The organism is Natronoflexus pectinivorans (assembly GCF_004345615.1).
GTDB classification, from domain to species: Bacteria; Bacteroidota; Bacteroidia; order Bacteroidales; family Marinilabiliaceae; genus Natronoflexus; species Natronoflexus pectinivorans.
On the sequence record NZ_SLWK01000001.1, the window covers coordinates 741,770 to 759,709 of the forward strand.

Here is a 17,940-nt window from a genome sequence, read left to right on the forward strand (position 1 = left end):
GAATGACATCAATTAATCAAAATCCGAACGGGCTGGATTGTTTTAAGGCAGAATTATCCGAAAAAGATTTTCAGGTATTTAGCCAATATATATATTCAGAATACGGTATAAAAATGCCTCCCATTAAAAGGATCATGTTACAGGGGCGATTGCTTAAACGCATTCGCGAACTGAAAATGAATTCGTATTCAGAGTATAAAGAGTATTTCTTTAGCAAGGATGGACAACAGAAAGAGTTACTTCATTTTTTAAATGTAGTAACAACCAATAAAACAGATTTTTTTAGAGAACCGGTTCATTTTATTTTTTTAAATGAAACCGTTCTTCAAGATTTTACTAAGAATAACCCAACGCATCAACCATTAAAGATATGGAGCGCAGGATGCTCAAGTGGAGAAGAACCTTATACGATTTCAATCGTATTGAATGAATATCAAAGACTTAACCCCTCATTTAAATTCGAAATACAGGGAACTGATATTTCAACCCAAATGCTTGAAAAAGCAGCCAGAGGTATCTATCCGGCCAGTAAGGCCTTAACCATACCAATGGATATTAAAAAGAAATATTTCCTTAAAAGTAAGGATGTTAATAATCAAACAATTCGGGTACACCCACATTTGCAAAAAAACATAAAACTAGGTTATCTTAACCTGATGGATACATCCTACGGAGCACAAGATATGTTTGATGTAATTTTTTGCAGAAATGTACTAATATACTTTGATCGGCCAACCCAGGAAAGAGTAATCAATAAATTGTGTACATATCTGAAAAAAGATGGGCATTTTTTTATAGGACATTCTGAATCCCTTTCTGGGATGAATGTTCCGCTAAAACATATAAAACCGACTATATTTAAAAAAATATAGGATATTATCAATGCTAAATAGCACTGGTGAGAGATTTTTTAATGAATTTTTATCATCATTTAAAACCAATATGGTTTTAATACGTAGCAAAAGAACAAAACCAGAAAAGAAATAAGATTTTATAATCGCTGAACTATGACAAATATTAATGACAGACAACTGTTAAAGGAGTTAAAAGACAGACTCCAGGAGCGCGCCAAATTTGAAAAGGAAGTGAATGTTCTTACTCAGGAACTACAAGGTGTTACCAAGCGTTTCAAAGAATCAGAAGCATTAAAGAGTCACTTTATCTCAAATATTTCCAACGAAATAGTTAACCCGTTCACATCAATTCTGGGGTTATCAAAATCTATTTTGCAAGTTGAGAAAAATGACTGGAAAAAAGTTGTTTCAATGGTAGCACTCATTCATAGTGAGGCTTTTAACCTGGATTTTCAACTTAGAAATATTTTCGTTGCCGCAAAAATTGAAGCCGGCGAAGTTGTTCCAAACGTAGCAAAAGTAAACGTTCGTAACATTGTGCAAACCATCATCGAAGCCTTCAATCTGGTTGCACGCAAAATGGGAATTGAAATTGAGTTCAACTATGAAATTGAGTATGGATTTGGAAAGAACTTCTATTTTAAAACCGACAACGAAAAATTAAAGCTAATTATGAGTAACTTACTCAATAATGCTTTAAAATACAGCTATAAAAACAGCAAAGTCATCATCACGATGACAGCTGACGAAGATACACTCAACATAGCAGTGCAGGATTTCGGAACTGGTATATCCGAAAAAAATCAAAAAGTAATTTTCGAACGATTTAAGCGTCTTGATTCAGGTATCAACTCAATAAATCGGGGACACGGACTGGGACTTTCCATCACCAAAGCTCTGCTGGATGTTATGGGCGGTACCATCGAAATTGATAGTAAAAAAGGAGAAGGTTCTACTTTTACTGTTAGAATTCCCGAAGCAAAAAATGTAGTTGAAGGCTTTAGTGGCGAAGGAAATGACATTTTCTTCGATGATGAAGATGAGATTTTTTAAGGACGCATATAAATGAACCAATATTTACAACATTTTTTATATCCTTCAACGCTATTTGCCAGTAAAGAGCCTTATGTGGTTAAAACCATTCTGGGATCGTGTGTGGCCATATGCCTTTGGGATCCCGTTACAAAAATTGGTGGGATAAATCATTACATGCTGCCAACATGGAACGGGAACGATCTGGCATCACCAAAATATGGTAACATAGCCTTTGAAAAGCTCATTGAACGGATGGTAGCGTTAGGGTGTAGACGAGATAAACTGCAAGCCAAGATATTTGGTGGTGGCGATCTGATCGCGGCGGACAGAAGTGCCATGCTGATTGGTGAAAGAAACATCAGGGTGGCCAGGATTTTGCTTGAAGAGAAGAATATTTCAGTGGTAGCATCGAGTACGGGAGGGAGAAAAGGACGTAAAATTTTGTTCTTTACTGATACAGGTGAAGTTAGGCATAAATTTATTGACAAAAGGGAGAATTAAACACTATTTTTCAGTTTAGATAACAGTTGCAATCCATGGACAAGAAGATTCGGGTATTGATAGTTGACGACTCAGCAGTGGTCAGGCAAAGCCTCTCTTCCATTCTGGAATCCGACCCCCAGATTGAAATCATGGGCACCGCAGCTGATCCTCTCATCGCCGTTAAAAAGATTATGAAAGAGGTTCCCGATGTGATCACTCTCGACATCGAAATGCCTCGAATGGACGGTCTCACCTTTTTGAGAAAAATTATGTCGCAACACCCGATTCCGGTTGTTGTAATTTCTTCTCTAACAAATGAAGGAACCGAAGTTGCCATGAAAGCTCTGGAGTATGGAGCTTCAGAAATCATCGGGAAGCCGGCTATGAATGCTGCGCACTTCTTCAATGAATCTAAAATCAGACTATGCGATGCAGTTAAAGCTGCATCACAGGCAAAGTTATCCAGACTTAAAATTAGTAATACCCCGCAAGTCGAAATTGTAAAACCAAAATACTCTGCGGACATTATTCTGGAGGCTGGATCCTATAAAAAAAGAATTGCTGATACCGATAAAATAATTGTTCTAGGAGCTTCAACAGGAGGTACCGAAGCCATCAGATCCCTTCTTAAATCACTTCCACCGAGAATGCCGGGAATAGCCATTGTTCAGCATATGCCCGAAGGCTTTACCAAATCTTTCGCCAATAGCCTAAACACAATCACAAACCTGGAAGTAAAAGAAGCCGAAGATGGTGACCGGCTTTATCAGGGAAGGGTATTAATTGCCCGTGGCGACCATCACATGCTTTTAAAACGTTCAGGAAAAGAATACTCAGTTGAGATTAAAAAAGGGCCTCTTGTAAACAGACATCGTCCATCGGTTGATGTTTTGTTCAGATCGGCAGCCCGGTATGCCGGACAAAATGCCACAGGCATTTTGCTTACAGGAATGGGAGCAGATGGGGCAAAAGGACTGCTGGAACTGAAAGAAGCAGGTTCTGACACCATAGCACAAAATCAGGAAACTTCCATTGTATTTGGAATGCCAAAAGAGGCCATTAAATTAGGTGCAGCGAAGGGTATTTTGGGTATCGATGAAATTGCTCCCTATCTGGTTAAAAAATTCTTTTAACCATTTTATTTTTTTTCCGTAAACTAACCATAATTACTTAATATTTTAAGTCAGGATAGAATGAAAAAAAGCAAATATAAAGCTCTGATTTCAAAATCAACCCTACAGGGTGGTGCTGCAGGTGTAATATTGGCCACCCTTATAATTCTTATCAGTCTTGATGCTCCTGCGTTAGCAGAGACTGATAAAAGTCTATCAACCCTGTTCTCCCTTTTCCCAGCTTTATGGGCTGTACTTTTATTGCCATTTATTTTAGCAATAGCAGGATATTTTCTGGCAAATAAATTTATGCTTGTTATTAACAAACAAGCAAATAAAATTAAAAAAGAAGCCAACAAAACCAACATGGTTCTGGCTTTTATAGAAAATCTTCGTCAGGATAAACTGGATGAACCATTTGGAAATGTAAAGAAAAGCGACCCCCTTTCCAATGCTCTTCTGAACCTGCGAGAGTTCATGATTAAAAGCAAAAAAGAACAGGAAAAAAGGCGAATTGAGGAGGAACAAAGAACCTGGGTAACTCAAGGTTTGGCTCAGTTCGGTGAAATACTCCGAAAATCAAGTAACAATCTGGAAGATATATCTTACAGTATTATACGATACTTGGTTACTTACATGAAAGTAAATCAGGGTGGTGTTTTTTTACTAAATGAGACTAAAAAGGGAGACAAATATTTTGAAATGACTGCCTGTGTAGCATTTGACAGGAGAAAATATGCCGATAAAACAATAAACTGGGGAGAAGGTTTGATTGGTCGTTGTGGACTAGAAAAGGAAACAATATTTTTAACCGATGTGCCAGACGATTACATTAATATAACATCCGGACTTGGTGAATCTAATCCCGGAACCATATTATTGGTTCCTTTAAAAACAAATAATGAACTTTTCGGTGTTATTGAACTGGCATCATTCCAGATCTTGCAACAATTCGAAATTGAACTGGTCGAAAAATCAGCAGAAAGCATCGCTTCTACTATTTCAGCGGTAAAAACAAATATTCAAACCAACAAACTGCTGAGTGAAACCCAGATGCAAGCCGAGAAAATGGCTCAGCAGGAAGAGGAACTGCGTCAAAACCTGGAAGAGATGCGAGCCACCCAGGAAGAGAGCGACCGACGCGAAATTGAACGTAAAGGGATTCTTGATGCCATTGATCATGCAGCCATATCATGCGAATTCGATATTGAGGGAAATCTTTTATCAGTTAATAAAAACTTCCTTAGTACGTTTAAATATAAACCTGAAGAGGTTGAAGGCCAAAACTTAAAAATTTTCTTCTTTAAAGATGACGTTTCAGAATTGGATAGAATTCTTGCCGATCTGTCAAGCGGTCAAAATTTTCGTGGCCGTGTAAAACGTAGGACAAAAGCAGGAGAGGAGATCTACCTGTTTTCAACTTATAGCCCGGTAATGGATCATAATGGTGAAATATTGAAAATCATCAGTCTTGAAAACGACATCACCGAACAGGTTGAAATGGAGGAAGCTCTCAAACGCTCCAAAGATGAACTTGGATTAATGCTTGAGGAAGCAAGAAATGAAGTGAAAGAGCAGTTTAAAGAGATGGAGGCCGTAAAAATTCGAAATGAAAAAACACTTGAAGGCGCTCTGGATGCCATCATTACAACAAACCAAGATGGTATAGTAGAATTCTTTAATGCGGCCGCCGAAAAACTCTGGGGATACGAACGAAGTGAAGTTTTAGGAAATCATGCCAATATGTTGTTTTCAAAAGAGACAGCAAAAACCAATGAATTTGTCACCGCATTTCTAAATAAAGAGAGCCAAAAAATTGTAGGAGAACGTCGGGAAATTCCAATCAGAAATAAATACGCTGAGGATATACCGGTTCTTATGCTGCTTTCAGAAGCGCAATTGGGAGAAGAGTCCTCTTACACCGCGTTTATCCAGAATGTCGAAGTTGAATTGTTTTAATTAGTATTGAACTAATGCAGAATAGCGAGGGGAAAATGACATATAAGGAGTATCTGCTGGTTCTTAAGGAGTGTTCGCCTTATGATTTTTGCGAATACTCTGATAATTCGATAGATAGACGCATCCAGAAAATAATGAGGGACTATCATCTAACCATGGATGAATTAATTCATAAAACAAGGAATGATGAGGCGTTTGTGGAATTGGTAGTCGAGGCCATTACAGTTAATACAACTGAACTGTTTCGAGACCCTCCGGTATGGAAATTTATCAGGGAGAACGTTCTCCCTGCATTCAAAAACAGACCAAAAATCAACATTTGGCATGCTGGTTGTTCAACCGGTCAGGAGGTATATTCAATGATGATTTTGCTGCATGAGGCAGGAATATTTGACAAAGCAGAGATTTATGCATCGGACATCAGCAAAAAAGCCCTTGAAAACGCTAAAAAAGGCGCTTATAAGTATAGCTTTAACCATAACAAATATCAGGAAAACCTGAATGCTGCTTTTGCAGATTCAGTGGTTCCAAAAATCACTGATTTTTTTGAAATTTCAAAAGAAAGCGATCAGTTGATTATAAAACCATTTCTAAAAACTAAAACCAAATTTGTCAGGCATGATCTGGTTAAACAGGAACTGCCGTTTTATAGCAAGTTTGACATCATTTTTTGCCGAAATGTATTGATCTATTTTAATGGAGGATTGCAATCGAGAATTGTTCAATGCTTTCATGATAACCTTTTTCCTGGTGGCGTCATGGTTCTTGGAACTCATGAAACACTCAACGGTTTCTTTAAAACGAAATTCGCCAAAAAAGGACCGGTTTATTCGCGTACAAATACATTTCATTTCAAATATTAATTTAACCCAAAATTATTATCTGTGTTGTGAATCTTGGCATCAATGACATACGTGAAATTACATCAGCCATGTCGGCTTATACCAACATGGATTATACGGAGTATGCATTATCGTTTCTGAAAAGAAGGCTTGCATATATTTTTGATCAATTTAATATCCGAAAAGTAGGAACCTTTATTGAAGCTCTTTCTAAGAACGATTTTCGTGAACATGTGATCAAGTTAATGTTTGTCGAGAATTCAGAAATGTTCAGAGATCCGGCATTCTGGAGATCGTTGAGAGACAATGTGCTTTTAAATCTGCCCGAAGGAACTCAAAATATCTGGGTACCTGACGAACCAAGCGGTGAAGAAATATTTTCTCTTGCCATTATACTGCATGAAATGAATCAGGCAGGAAAGTATAACATTCTTTGTAGTAACCCCTCTACCTCCATTTGTGCAAGCATCCGTGAAGGCCGGATAAATGCATCGCACCTTGATGTGAGCCAAACAAACTATAAGAGACTGGAAAACAGAGATAGATTTAACGAGTATATCAAAAAAGAGAACGGTACAGTTTTACTCACTGAGAATATAACAAGCCAGGTCAATTGTGAAGAGTTCGACATCATCAAAAACAACAAACCTGATAAAACAGGTTTAATCATTTTCCGAAATAAAGCCATCTATTACAATACAAAAAAAGCAGAGAAAACACTTACCGAACTATATAACAATTTGTTGCCAGGAGGCTACATCGCCATTGGAGTAAAAGAAAAAATGCCTCTGTCCATTAATGATGAGTTGATAGTTGTTGACAAATCAGAGAAAATATACCAAAAACCACAATTAAAACGGAACAGTCATCATGCATAACCCTGAACATTCATATAAAATTATCGTGATGGGAGGTTCGGCGGGAAGTTTTTCTGTAGTTTCCGGCATTTTGTCAAAATTAGATCCCAATTTTAAAATTCCCATAATACTTAGCTTACATAGACTAAAACATGTTCGCTCTGGTCTTTCGGAAGGATTAAGTCTTAACTCAAAAATTAAAGTTGTAGAGCCAAACGATAAAGAGAAAATTGAACCCAACAGGGTTTATTTGGCACCATCCAATTATCACATGTTCATAGAGATTGATGGATCCATTGCTTTATCAACCGAAGAGAGTCATAATCACAGCAGACCATCAATTGATTATACATTAATGTCAGCTGCTTATGTATACAGAGAAAAAGCTCTGGGTATTCTGCTTACGGGAGCCAATAAAGATGGCGCCAAAGGACTAAAAAGCATTGCAGATAACCGCGGATACACCATCGTTCAGGATCCCGTAACTTGTGATATTGATACAATGCCAAAATCTGCATTACAACTTTTTTGTCCCGATGAGATTCTTTCTCCGTCAGAAATTGTTCAGTTTCTAAATTCCCTTCAGCCATGAAATCAACTAAACTACATAAAAAGCACCCATTCCTGGTGAAAATATTCAGCTTTGCTTTGTCAATGGTTATTTTGACAGTTGTAAAATATTTACTTTTTCCTGAAAGCTTCTCAGCGCTATTCATAACCTTTGATATTTCAGCGCTGATTATTTTATTAACAATTCTTTATATCACTGACCGATATTACAGGGAATCCTCAAATCTAATTGAGAACCTAAAAACAAGCTTCGAACAAGAAAAAACTGAATGGGACAATGAGCGACAATCGCTGCGGATAAAATTAAAAGAGTTTGAGGACAAAGAAAATGCCGCCACAAAATTTAGTTCTTATCAGGAGAAAATACTTAAGCAACTCTTCGAATCAGGGAAAAAATCTCTTTCACAACACAATTTTCTGCATCTAATGGCAGAAATATTTCAAGCAGGAGGCATCATATTATACAAACAAACAGAACCTGAAGGCCAATTTATCGTAGAAGAAACTTACGCACTGCCCGATGATTTTAAACCCAATCCTTTTTCGAAGGGAGAGGGCTTAAATGGTCAGGCCGTGGAAGATGAGAAAGCAATAGAGATAGATGAAATTCCGGAATCATATTTCTTTATCAATTCAGGGCTTGGAAGTGCTCCCGGTAACATCCTTTATCTGTTGCCAATTTTAGATACCAAAAATCAAAATAAATATTTAATTGAGCTTATCACGTTTAAAAAGAGTCAGATAGTGAAAATGTGGAGTAACATAGCAGCCAAATTAATTGAAAACAAAGTTTTATAAATGATAAAAAAGAGCTGTGACCTAAATAAATACAGACATTAATCTCTTATTAAAATGATTTTTCATGTGGAAATTGTCTCGCAAAAATTATAGAGAGCATTCCCGGAACAATGAAATCAATTATAAAAAATGAAGGAGTTAAAACATATTAGCATCATAAAAAATTGGAAGAATCATTTTTCCCTGTCGGTAATCTCCACCCGGGAAAGATACTATCTTCTATTTGCCATTTTATTACTTCTCTTTTTTTCATGGACTGGTTTTCTTGCCTTCATTAATAAGCCTGTTTCTTTTTTAAACATTATAAAGCTTCATAAATACGTCCCGGTATGGATTGTCGACTTGTTTATTCTATCGGTGCCTTTGATATATTTAAATGCAAAGAACTACATTTCAAGGAAAAATAAACACATACAGGAAGAAATAAGTACCCTGAAAATCCAACTGGAAAAAAACTTAAAGTTGGCTAATGCATTGGAAAAAAATCAGTGGGATCAAATTGTATCTCATGATGATATACTTTCCGAAAAACTGATTAACATAGGAAAAAACATCAGAACCAGCCGAAAAAAAGAGGAGGAACACAACTGGATTACAACAGGGAAAGAGCAGATTTCAGACATTCTGAGGAACAGCCACAACCTTGATGAACTATCTATTTCAACAATAAAAACCATCATTACCTATATGGGGGGAATACAGGGTGCATTCTATATTCTGCGTGACAATCGGCTGAAGAGAAGTGCCATGTATGCTTATGGAAGACAGCGCTTTGAATATAACGAAATACAAATAGGGAAAGGCCTCATCGGAGCTGCAGCTTACGAAAAAGCAATGATCTATCGCAACGAAATTCCAGATGATTATTATACGGTTACATCAGGCTTACTCGGTGAGCAAAAACCTAGAAGTATTGTTATCGTGCCCCTGCTTCAGGAAGAGGAGTTGCAAGGTGTTTTTGAAATTGCTTTTTTAAGTGATAATATACCGGGTTATAAGTTACAATTTGCCACTGAAGTAAGCACAATTATTGGCCAAACAATTTATAACCTGAAAATAACAACCCGCACGGAAGAGCTGCTTAAAGAGTCACAGCAAATGACTTCTACTCTTCGTGAAAACGAAGAGCAGCTTAAAAAGAACGCTTTAGAAATGATTGCCGCTCAAGAAGAACTGGAGCGTAGTAATAAGCTACTGGAAACTCAAATTCAGGAAGTAGCAAATTCGCGTAAGCGACTGGAAGCGTTGTTAACCAATGCATCTGAGTTTATTTCAATTTACGATGAAAACCAGGAATTGGTTTTCGAAAGTCCTTCGGTAAAAAGAATTCTTGGTTACAAAGACGATGATAAAATCACCGGAATGGATCCGGACATTTTGACCCCGCGTGGATTAAAAACCATTAACAGTCTGTTTCAGTATCTTTTGGACACTCCCGGTGGAGAACAAACAGCGCAATACACCTATTTGCGCAAAAATGGCGAGAAAATTTTCCTTGAAACAAAAGGAAAGAACCTTCTACATGATCCAGCCATAAAAGGAATCATATTCAATACGCAGGATATTACCGAACGTAAACGAGCAGAGAAGGAAGAGAGAATGAAGAGCCGGATGCAAAGCTTATCAGAAAACTCTCCTGATATGATCATTCGTATCAATTTAATGGGTAAACTGGTGTACGTCAACCCGGCTGTAACAAATTTCGTAGATCTTCCTGCCGGAGAACTGATAAAAAAACGTATTTCAGAAGTTGAAATTGATACCCGATTTATTGACTATGTTGAAGAATGTCTCGTAAATATTCGTGATAATCAGGAACAAACCATATCTGAGGTTTCAATTCAATCACCTTCAGGCGAGCGAATTATGGAAATAAAAGCCATTCCGGAACTCGGTGAAGAGGGAGAGTTGGAAACCATTCTGTTTGTGGCTCATGATATGACGGAATTCAAGAAAATTGAACAGGACATAAAAGAGAAAAACAAAAAAATATCAGACAGTATAAATTATGCACAACGGATACAAACATCCATTTTGCCGGATACAAGACTGATACAGGAATATTTCCCCCGATCCTTCATATTTTACCGACCAAAAGATGTGGTTAGTGGGGATTTTCCATGGTTTTTCCAAAAAAATGATATATCTTATGTAGCTGCGGTAGACTGTACCGGTCATGGTGTACCAGGAGCGCTGATCAGTTTTATTGGTTATTTCTTACTGAACAACATCGTTAATGCCCAGGATAACGCCACTGCCGCTGAAATATTAGATGAGTTGCATTACAAAGTTCGCAGCACCCTGAAACAAGATCAGGAAGGAGCTACAGGAAGAGATGGCATGGATTTGGCTCTTTGTATCATTGATCAAAAGAATCAAACCATTAATTTTGCAGGAGCTCATCGGCCACTGTTTCTTGTTCGCAACGGTGAATTATCGGAATACCAGGGAACACGAAAAGCAATTGGAGGAATTCCTCTGAGAAAAAAAGTGGAAAAAGATTTTGAAAACCATGTCATTAATTACGAAAAGGGTGATCAGATCTTTTTCTTCAGCGATGGATTACCAGACCAGTTTGGAGGACCCGATACCAAAAAATATCAGCCAAAAAGAATACGTGAAGCTTTAACAGCAAGCCCTAATCAAAGCATGGCCTATTTTGCCAGATACTTTTCAAAAGACTTTTATGACTGGATGGGCGATGAAAAACAACTTGATGATGTTTTATTGATTGGAATCGAATTGTAGCTATATTTACATTTTAATTGAATAGTTTGAAAACTCTATAGTAATGGAAAAAGAAAAACAAGGGTTTTTGGAGTTTGCATACCAACTCTACAAAACCATGAAAACCAATGAAATTAACTTGGTTTACGAAGGAGAGGTAACACAGGAAATAACCAAAACATTTACCTCTCTCACCGAAAAAAGCCTTTCAAAAAACGCTGAATCAAACACCGTTCAGAAAAAGGTTTTTAATGTGATGGTTGAATGCTTGCAAAACATCAGCAAACATGCTGATTCATTAAGCGACGAAGAAAATGAAAGACGCGGAATTGTGATGGTAAGTAGAGGAGACGACTCTTACAATATCATTACCGGGAACATCATCAAAAATGAACGCGTACCAGGTCTCAAAGAGAGTTTGGAACACATCAACAGCTTGGATAAAGCAGGATTATCAACCCTGTTTAAACAACAAATTAAAGAATCTACCATTTCTGATAAAGGTGGAGCCGGCCTTGGCTTGATAGATATCGCCAAAAAAACCGGTAGTAAGCTCTCTTACCAGTTTAAAGAACTCAACGACCAGGTATCCTTTTTCATCTTAACATCAACGATTAAAAGAAACTGATAAAAGCAACAGATATGGAAGTAATCAATATAAAGGGAACAGACGATACCCCCAATGTAATATTGGATAAAGCGAGCGGACAATTTGAAATTTCCGGCAGATCGTTGCCAGAAGATGTCAACATGTTTTTTGAAAAAATTCTTGATTGGATTGATGAATATGCACAAGATCCAAATGACAGAACTGAGTTCAACTTCAAACTGGAATATTTCAACACAGCATCGTCAAAAGTAATTCTCGACATACTTTTAAAATTTGAAGAGATTGTTGAGAACGGAAAAGAAGTAGTGATTAAATGGCACTACCACGAAGACGAAGAAGATATGCTGGAAGCAGGTGAAGAGTATTCCGACATCGTTGAAATACCTTTCGATTATATCGTTTACAACGATTAATCTTATCGTTAATTAATCATGAAATTGCAAAAGCGGAAAAATTGCGTTTGCATATTTTTCATAACTTTGTGATTGATAGTTTATTTTATAATATTAAAATATTAAAAATCGAATGGAATTTTTACATCATTCGATTTTAAACCAGTTAGTATAAAATTACAGAATATTCATTGAGCTTAAAGAATGAGTGAAGAGATACTAAAAGCGTTGATGCAACTGTTTGGTTTATTAACCAAACAGGATGGAGGAGTTGGTTCCAACGAAACCGAATATGTGCGGATGTTCCTTAAACAGCAACTAAGCAGTGACGCTGTTGAAGAATACTTTGCACTTTTTCTCAAGCACTCTGCAAAAGCCAAATCAAACGATTCCGATGGTGAAGAGGAGGGAGGAAAGGTTAAACTAACCTCCATGAAAGATTCTGTAAGAATCCTGGGAATCTGTAAAAAAATCAATAAACAATTAAACCGAGAACAGAAAATAGTCGTATTGGTTCGTCTTTACGAACTAATCAGTATGGATATGAAATTCACCGAGCAACGGATGGCGATCATCAATACCGTTGCCGATGTATTTAAAATTCCAAAAAATGAAGTCTCCGCGGTTGAAACTTTTATCCTGCATAATGATCCGGTAAAACTTGATCATCTGGATTTTATGCTGGTTAATGACCAGGAGCAATCCGGAACTCAAAATAAGCACATACAAACTTCGGGACTTAGCGGCAGCATCATTATTCTGAGAATAAAAAGCGCTGACCTTTATTTTATGCGCTATACGGGTGATCAGGAAATCTTCCTAAACGGTTTGGTCATCAATAAAACCCGCATTTATCTGTTCCCCAAAGGAAGTTTTATTCGTGTTCCCAAAGGAAAACCTGTATACTATACCGATGTTGCAGGTCATTTCCTTACCGACTCGGCCGCAAATAAAATAAGCTACGAAGTAAATAACGTACTCTTCCGGTTTAAGAACGGAGCAGTGGGTTTGCGCAACATCAATATTGCTGAAGAGCAGGGAAGACTTATAGGAATTATGGGTGCCTCCGGTGCAGGAAAAACAACCTTGCTTAATGTTTTATCCGGTATTGAAGCCCCTACCGAGGGAGAGGTGCTCATCAATGGTTTCAACTTGCATACAGAAAAAGATCAGATAGAAGGTGTGATCGGTCTTATTCCGCAGGATGATCTCCTTATAGAAGAATTAACCGTATTCGAAAACCTCTATTACAATGCGAAACTCTGCTTCAAAGATAAAAATGAAGAGGAGATAAATAGATTGGTGGACGATACTCTTCAAAGCCTTGGCTTATATGAGCGTCGCCATCTTAAAGTTGGATCGCCACTTAATAAAATGATCAGTGGTGGACAGAGAAAACGATTAAACATTGCTCTGGAACTCATCCGTGAACCGGGAATCCTATTCGTGGATGAACCAACTTCAGGACTCTCTTCCCGGGATTCGGAAAACGTAATGAATTTATTGCGAGAACTTGCCTTGAAAGGCAAACTCATCTACGTGGTAATTCACCAGCCCTCTTCCGATATTTATAAGATGTTTGATAAAATGTATATCCTCGACACAGGAGGATATCCGGTTTATTATGGAAATCCCGGTGAATCTCTCATCTATTTTAAACAACTGGATTCGCAGATCAACAGTGATCAGGGGGAATGTCCAACTTGTGGAAACCTCAATCCCGAATTGATCTTTAACATTATTGATGCCAGTGTAATTGATGAATACGGAAACTACACAAATAAACGTAAAGTTTCTCCGGAAGAGTGGCATGAGCACTTTAAACAGGAAAACCCAATTCCTGAAATTAAGCGTGTTGAGACACAACCGCCTAAAAGTCTGAATATCCCGTCCTGGTTTAACCAGTTCAAAATTTATACCTTGCGTGATTTTTTCTCAAAAATCAGCAACAAGCAATACATCATTCTTAACTTGCTCGAAGCACCGTTTCTTGGTTTTATTCTTGCATACCTGATCAGGTATATTGCCGATCCCACCTCAAATATTTACATTTTCCGAGAAAATGAAAATATTCCTCCCTACATTTTTATGGGAATTGTTGTAGCTCTCTTCTTTGGATTAATTGTTAGTGCTGAAGAGATATTTAAGGATGCAAAAATACTCAAGCGCGAATCATTTCTGAAACTCAGTCGCTCAAGTTATTTGGCTTCGAAAATATTGCTGCTGTTTACAATCTCCGCCATACAGATGGTTCTCTTTGTTTTTGTAGGAAACTATATACTTGGAATTCAAAATATGTATTTTGAATTCTGGTTGGCACTTTTCTCCATATCGGCATTCGCCAATATTCTGGGACTCATATTGTCTGCATCTTTTAACTCCATCGTAACCATTTACATATTGATACCACTGGTTATGATTCCGCAGATGGTTCTTGGTGGTGCAATGTTTACTTTTGATAAACTCAATAAGGATTTTACAAGTGTTGATAAAGTTCCTGCCATAGCTGAATTTATGCCTTCACGGTATGTTTATGAAGGATTAATTGTGCATCAGTATAAACACAACAATTTCAAAAGAAACTCTTTTGAAATTGAAATGCAGGAAAGCCATGCAGACTACAAAAACGTTCATTACATACCTGAATTGCGACAAATAATTGATCAAACATCGGTACATGTTATGGATGAAAAGCCGCGGGATGATCGTCAGTTTGTTAATAATGTCCGTTTGCTTTACAACGAGCTGTCAAAAGAGATGCGCAGAGTTCCTGAAATTGAGTTCAATTTTATTGATCAGTTGAACCCCGAGAATTATAGCGTTTCGGTGGCCAATAAAGCACATGAATACGTAAATGCTCTGTCTCGACATTACAGAGACATGTTTTCAAGAGCCAATGCCTTAAAGGATCAATTCATTACACTAAACATGAATCAGGATCCCGACAGATTTAATCAAATAAAAGATGACCACTATAACGAAAGCATTTCATCCATTGTAAGACGCGAGTTCGAAAGAAATAAAATTCTGCGTCAGGACAATGAACTGGTTCAAATGGCTGATCCCATCTACCAAATGCCTGAACCTGATTACTTCTGGTCATTCCGCACCCACTTTTTTGCACCGATGAAACATTTCGGCGGAAGATTTTACGAAACGTTGTGGTTCAATGTAGCCATGGTGTGGGTGTTAACAATATTACTTTACATTGTACTCTATTTTGATCTCCTGAAACGAGGCATCGACTACTTTGGATCAATTAAACTTAGGAAAAAGTAACCTTTTCACATACATAGATGTATAAGGACAATAATTATATAGTGAAACTTAAACTTCATTTGTCATGATAAAGAATTTATTTTTTGTACTGCTGATACTTGCCGGTTTTCAACTATTTTCTGGTTGTAAAGGTTGCTCCGATGCCGACAGGCGTGGTTCAGACGAACTGGTTTTACCCGATTCGCTCATAACAGACGCTCCTCTTAAACTTTCGGAAGAGATTATGAACGAAGTTATAGGTAACATTTCTTCTCCGGTGGAAATGGCCAACCTGTTTAAAGCTTCAGGCGTAGAATTTACCCAAAGAATTCTTAATGATCCGGATAATGTGTCCCGGTATCAGACCAGTTTTAAAAGAGCGCTTAATTTAGGTGTTTTTAGCGCCGATTTAGGCTACATCAACACATTTGACAAGAGCAATATCGTTGTTTCCTATTTATTGGCTGTAAACAGTCTTGCAGATGGAATTAGAGTGGGACAATTCTTCGACTTCAATTCCCTCCGCAGAATGGCATCCAGTTCATCTAATCTGGATTCATTAATGGAAATGTCGGTATCCAGTTTTAACCGCATGGATAATTATCTTCGCGAGCAAAACAGGAGCAACGTAAGTACTTTGATTGTTACCGGAGCCTGGATTGAAGGTTTATGGATTGCCACAAACGTTGTAAGACAATCGGGAGACAAAGATCTGAAGATTAGAATTGCGGAACAGAAAAATGTTATCAACATCCTTGAAATTATTCTTTCAAATTACACGAGCGAACCAAATTTTGCTGAATTGGCCAAAGACATAGCAAGATTAAAAGAGGCCTACGTACCAATCAGAATTACAACTGAACTCGGTGATCCACAAAGAATAGAACAAGATGGCGTATTGATTTTTATACAGGATGAAGTAAGTACTGTGCATTACACCGATGAAGATCTTGAAAATATTATGACGATTATTGAAGAAATTCGCACAAAAATTATCTCATAATTAAATGATAATGTATTTTTGAAAATTCAATAATCCGATTAATCAACTTTTAATTAATAACATCTACCATGAAAAAGGTAATAATTAGTTTATTTTTGGTATTTACCTTCGGAATATACAATACCTGGGCACAATGCGATGAATCTGTTAGAAAAGCTGCATTGCAGGGAATGGGAGATGCTCAATACATCAGAGATTATTCCGTTAACCTCACCAAAAGCCCTACGGAAGTTAAAACCGGTCAGGTAAAATTTAATGTGATGCTTAACAGTCGCAGTCAATATAGATTTAACGTAGTAAATGGTGCTTCAAACGCTGACGACATTGTGATGCAATTATATGATCAGGACAGAATGCTTGCGAGCAATCGTGAAGGAGGCAGAACCTTTGCAGCATTTGATTACATTGTCAGAACTTCGAAAGTATATCAGTTGGTTTTCTCGTTTCCGGGAGGACAGGAGGGATGTGCCGAAGCAGTGGTATCGCTTGTAAGGCAATTTTCTGAAGGAGAAATGAACTTTTAAGCAAAATAGAACAATCATTATTATGAAAAAACGGTCGAAATTCGACCGTTTTTTTTATTCCTCAGCATCTACATGTATGGTTACGCATACATCCAGCTTTGTTTCCACTATACGCTCATATTTACTGGCTATATCGTGTGCCTTTTCCAAACTAAAATGTCCGGGTAGAGTAATATGAAATGTTAATTCAGTATGCTGACCATATGTGTGAATTTTAAAATGATGTGGATTCAGAGAAATACTCTCACCAACCTCTGTTTCACAGGCCGTAATGCTATTTACCATTTCCTTATCAATTGCTTCTCCCAGTAACACACTTATGGTATCTTTCATGATTCCGTAAGTGGTATAAAATATCATGGCGGTAACAATAAGCCCAAGAAAACTATCAATCCACCAAATTTTACTTCCAAAAAAAATTCCAATCAAAATAATAACGCTCGTGATGGAATCACTTCGATGATGCCACCCATCGGCAACTAGCGAATTATACCTATTCTTTTTACCAATGTGGATTGAATATCTGGCCATTACCTCCTTTACAACAATGGAAATTGCTGTTGCCCAAATGGCAAGAGATCCAAATTCGACAATTTCGCGATCGCGAAATTTAGTGATGGATTCCACCAAAAAATTAAAACCTACCACAGCCAATAAAACACCAACAACCAGAGAGGCTATAAGTTCTGCACGGCCATGGCCAAAGGGATGATTTTTGTCCGCTGGTTGGTGGGAATATTTTAACCCAATTAGCACAGCAAGCGAAGAAAATGAGTCGGAAAGTGTATGCCATGCATCGGCAAGCAGTGCAACAGAATTAGATACAACACCAGCCCAAAATTTCAATATAAACAGAAGTACATTTAATACAATAGAGCTCCATGTGGCTATAATGGGGGACTTACTTTTCATTTAA

16 protein-coding genes are annotated in these 17,940 nt (G+C 37.4%); 15 read left to right on the forward strand and 1 reads right to left on the reverse strand.

What is annotated here, in order from left to right; genetic code table 11:
- Positions 1-2: 2 nt before the first annotated feature.
- The 15 genes from EV194_RS02755 to EV194_RS02825 all read left to right on the forward strand — a co-directional run bounded on the left by EV194_RS02755 (position 3) and on the right by EV194_RS02825 (position 17,024).
- Positions 3-872: a CheR family methyltransferase gene (locus tag EV194_RS02755; RefSeq protein WP_132431841.1), complete on the forward strand. Its 870-nt coding sequence runs from the start codon at positions 3-5 to the stop codon at positions 870-872.
- A gap of 135 nt (positions 873-1,007) precedes the next feature.
- Positions 1,008-1,907, forward strand: a complete 900-nt coding sequence (locus EV194_RS02760) for a sensor histidine kinase (protein ID WP_132431843.1) — start codon at positions 1,008-1,010, stop codon at positions 1,905-1,907.
- Between the two features lie 12 nt (positions 1,908-1,919).
- Entirely contained in the window at positions 1,920-2,390 is a 471-nt protein-coding gene (locus EV194_RS02765; protein ID WP_132431845.1) for a chemotaxis protein CheD, read from the forward strand.
- Between the two features lie 35 nt (positions 2,391-2,425).
- The gene (locus EV194_RS02770) at positions 2,426-3,505 is read left to right on the forward strand and encodes a protein-glutamate methylesterase/protein-glutamine glutaminase (RefSeq protein ID WP_132431847.1); all 1,080 of its coding nucleotides are present in this window, start codon (positions 2,426-2,428) and stop codon (positions 3,503-3,505) included.
- Positions 3,506-3,565: 60 nt separating this feature from the next.
- Positions 3,566-5,443 carry a PAS domain S-box protein gene (locus EV194_RS02775; RefSeq protein ID WP_132431849.1) on the forward strand — a complete coding sequence of 626 codons (1,878 nt, stop codon included), beginning with the start codon at positions 3,566-3,568 and terminating at the stop codon, positions 5,441-5,443.
- 14 nt (positions 5,444-5,457) lie between these two features.
- Complete coding sequence (locus EV194_RS02780; RefSeq protein ID WP_243699308.1) at positions 5,458-6,306, forward strand: CheR family methyltransferase; 849 nt, start codon at positions 5,458-5,460, stop codon at positions 6,304-6,306.
- A 26-nt stretch (positions 6,307-6,332) separates the two neighbouring features.
- Entirely contained in the window at positions 6,333-7,163 is an 831-nt protein-coding gene (locus EV194_RS02785) for a CheR family methyltransferase (protein ID WP_132431851.1), read from the forward strand.
- Positions 7,156-7,734: a chemotaxis protein CheB gene (locus EV194_RS02790; protein WP_132431853.1), complete on the forward strand. Its 579-nt coding sequence runs from the start codon at positions 7,156-7,158 to the stop codon at positions 7,732-7,734. The genes EV194_RS02785 and EV194_RS02790 overlap by 8 nt, the downstream gene beginning before the upstream one ends.
- On the forward strand, positions 7,731-8,510 hold the full coding sequence (locus EV194_RS02795) for a hypothetical protein (protein WP_132431855.1): 780 nt from the start codon (positions 7,731-7,733) through the stop codon (positions 8,508-8,510). Before EV194_RS02790 ends, EV194_RS02795 begins: the two co-directional genes overlap by 4 nt.
- A 129-nt stretch (positions 8,511-8,639) precedes the next feature.
- Entirely contained in the window at positions 8,640-11,258 is a 2,619-nt protein-coding gene (locus tag EV194_RS02800; protein WP_132431857.1) for a PAS domain S-box protein, read from the forward strand.
- Between the two features lie 43 nt (positions 11,259-11,301).
- Positions 11,302-11,865: a SiaB family protein kinase gene (locus EV194_RS02805; protein ID WP_132431859.1), complete on the forward strand. Its 564-nt coding sequence runs from the start codon at positions 11,302-11,304 to the stop codon at positions 11,863-11,865.
- A 14-nt stretch (positions 11,866-11,879) separates the two neighbouring features.
- The gene (locus EV194_RS02810) at positions 11,880-12,260 is read left to right on the forward strand and encodes a DUF1987 domain-containing protein (RefSeq protein WP_132431861.1); all 381 of its coding nucleotides are present in this window, start codon (positions 11,880-11,882) and stop codon (positions 12,258-12,260) included.
- A gap of 183 nt (positions 12,261-12,443) precedes the next feature.
- On the forward strand, positions 12,444-15,518 hold the full coding sequence (locus EV194_RS02815) for an ATP-binding cassette domain-containing protein (protein WP_243699309.1): 3,075 nt from the start codon (positions 12,444-12,446) through the stop codon (positions 15,516-15,518).
- Between the two features lie 64 nt (positions 15,519-15,582).
- Entirely contained in the window at positions 15,583-16,500 is a 918-nt protein-coding gene (locus EV194_RS02820) for a hypothetical protein (protein ID WP_132431863.1), read from the forward strand.
- Between the two features lie 68 nt (positions 16,501-16,568).
- The gene (locus EV194_RS02825) at positions 16,569-17,024 is read left to right on the forward strand and encodes a hypothetical protein (RefSeq protein WP_132431865.1); all 456 of its coding nucleotides are present in this window, start codon (positions 16,569-16,571) and stop codon (positions 17,022-17,024) included.
- Positions 17,025-17,078: 54 nt separating this feature from the next.
- Here EV194_RS02825 and EV194_RS02830 read toward each other — a convergent pair whose 3' ends face one another.
- Entirely contained in the window at positions 17,079-17,936 is an 858-nt protein-coding gene (locus EV194_RS02830) for a cation diffusion facilitator family transporter (RefSeq protein ID WP_132431867.1), read from the reverse strand.
- Positions 17,937-17,940: the final 4 nt, after the last annotated feature.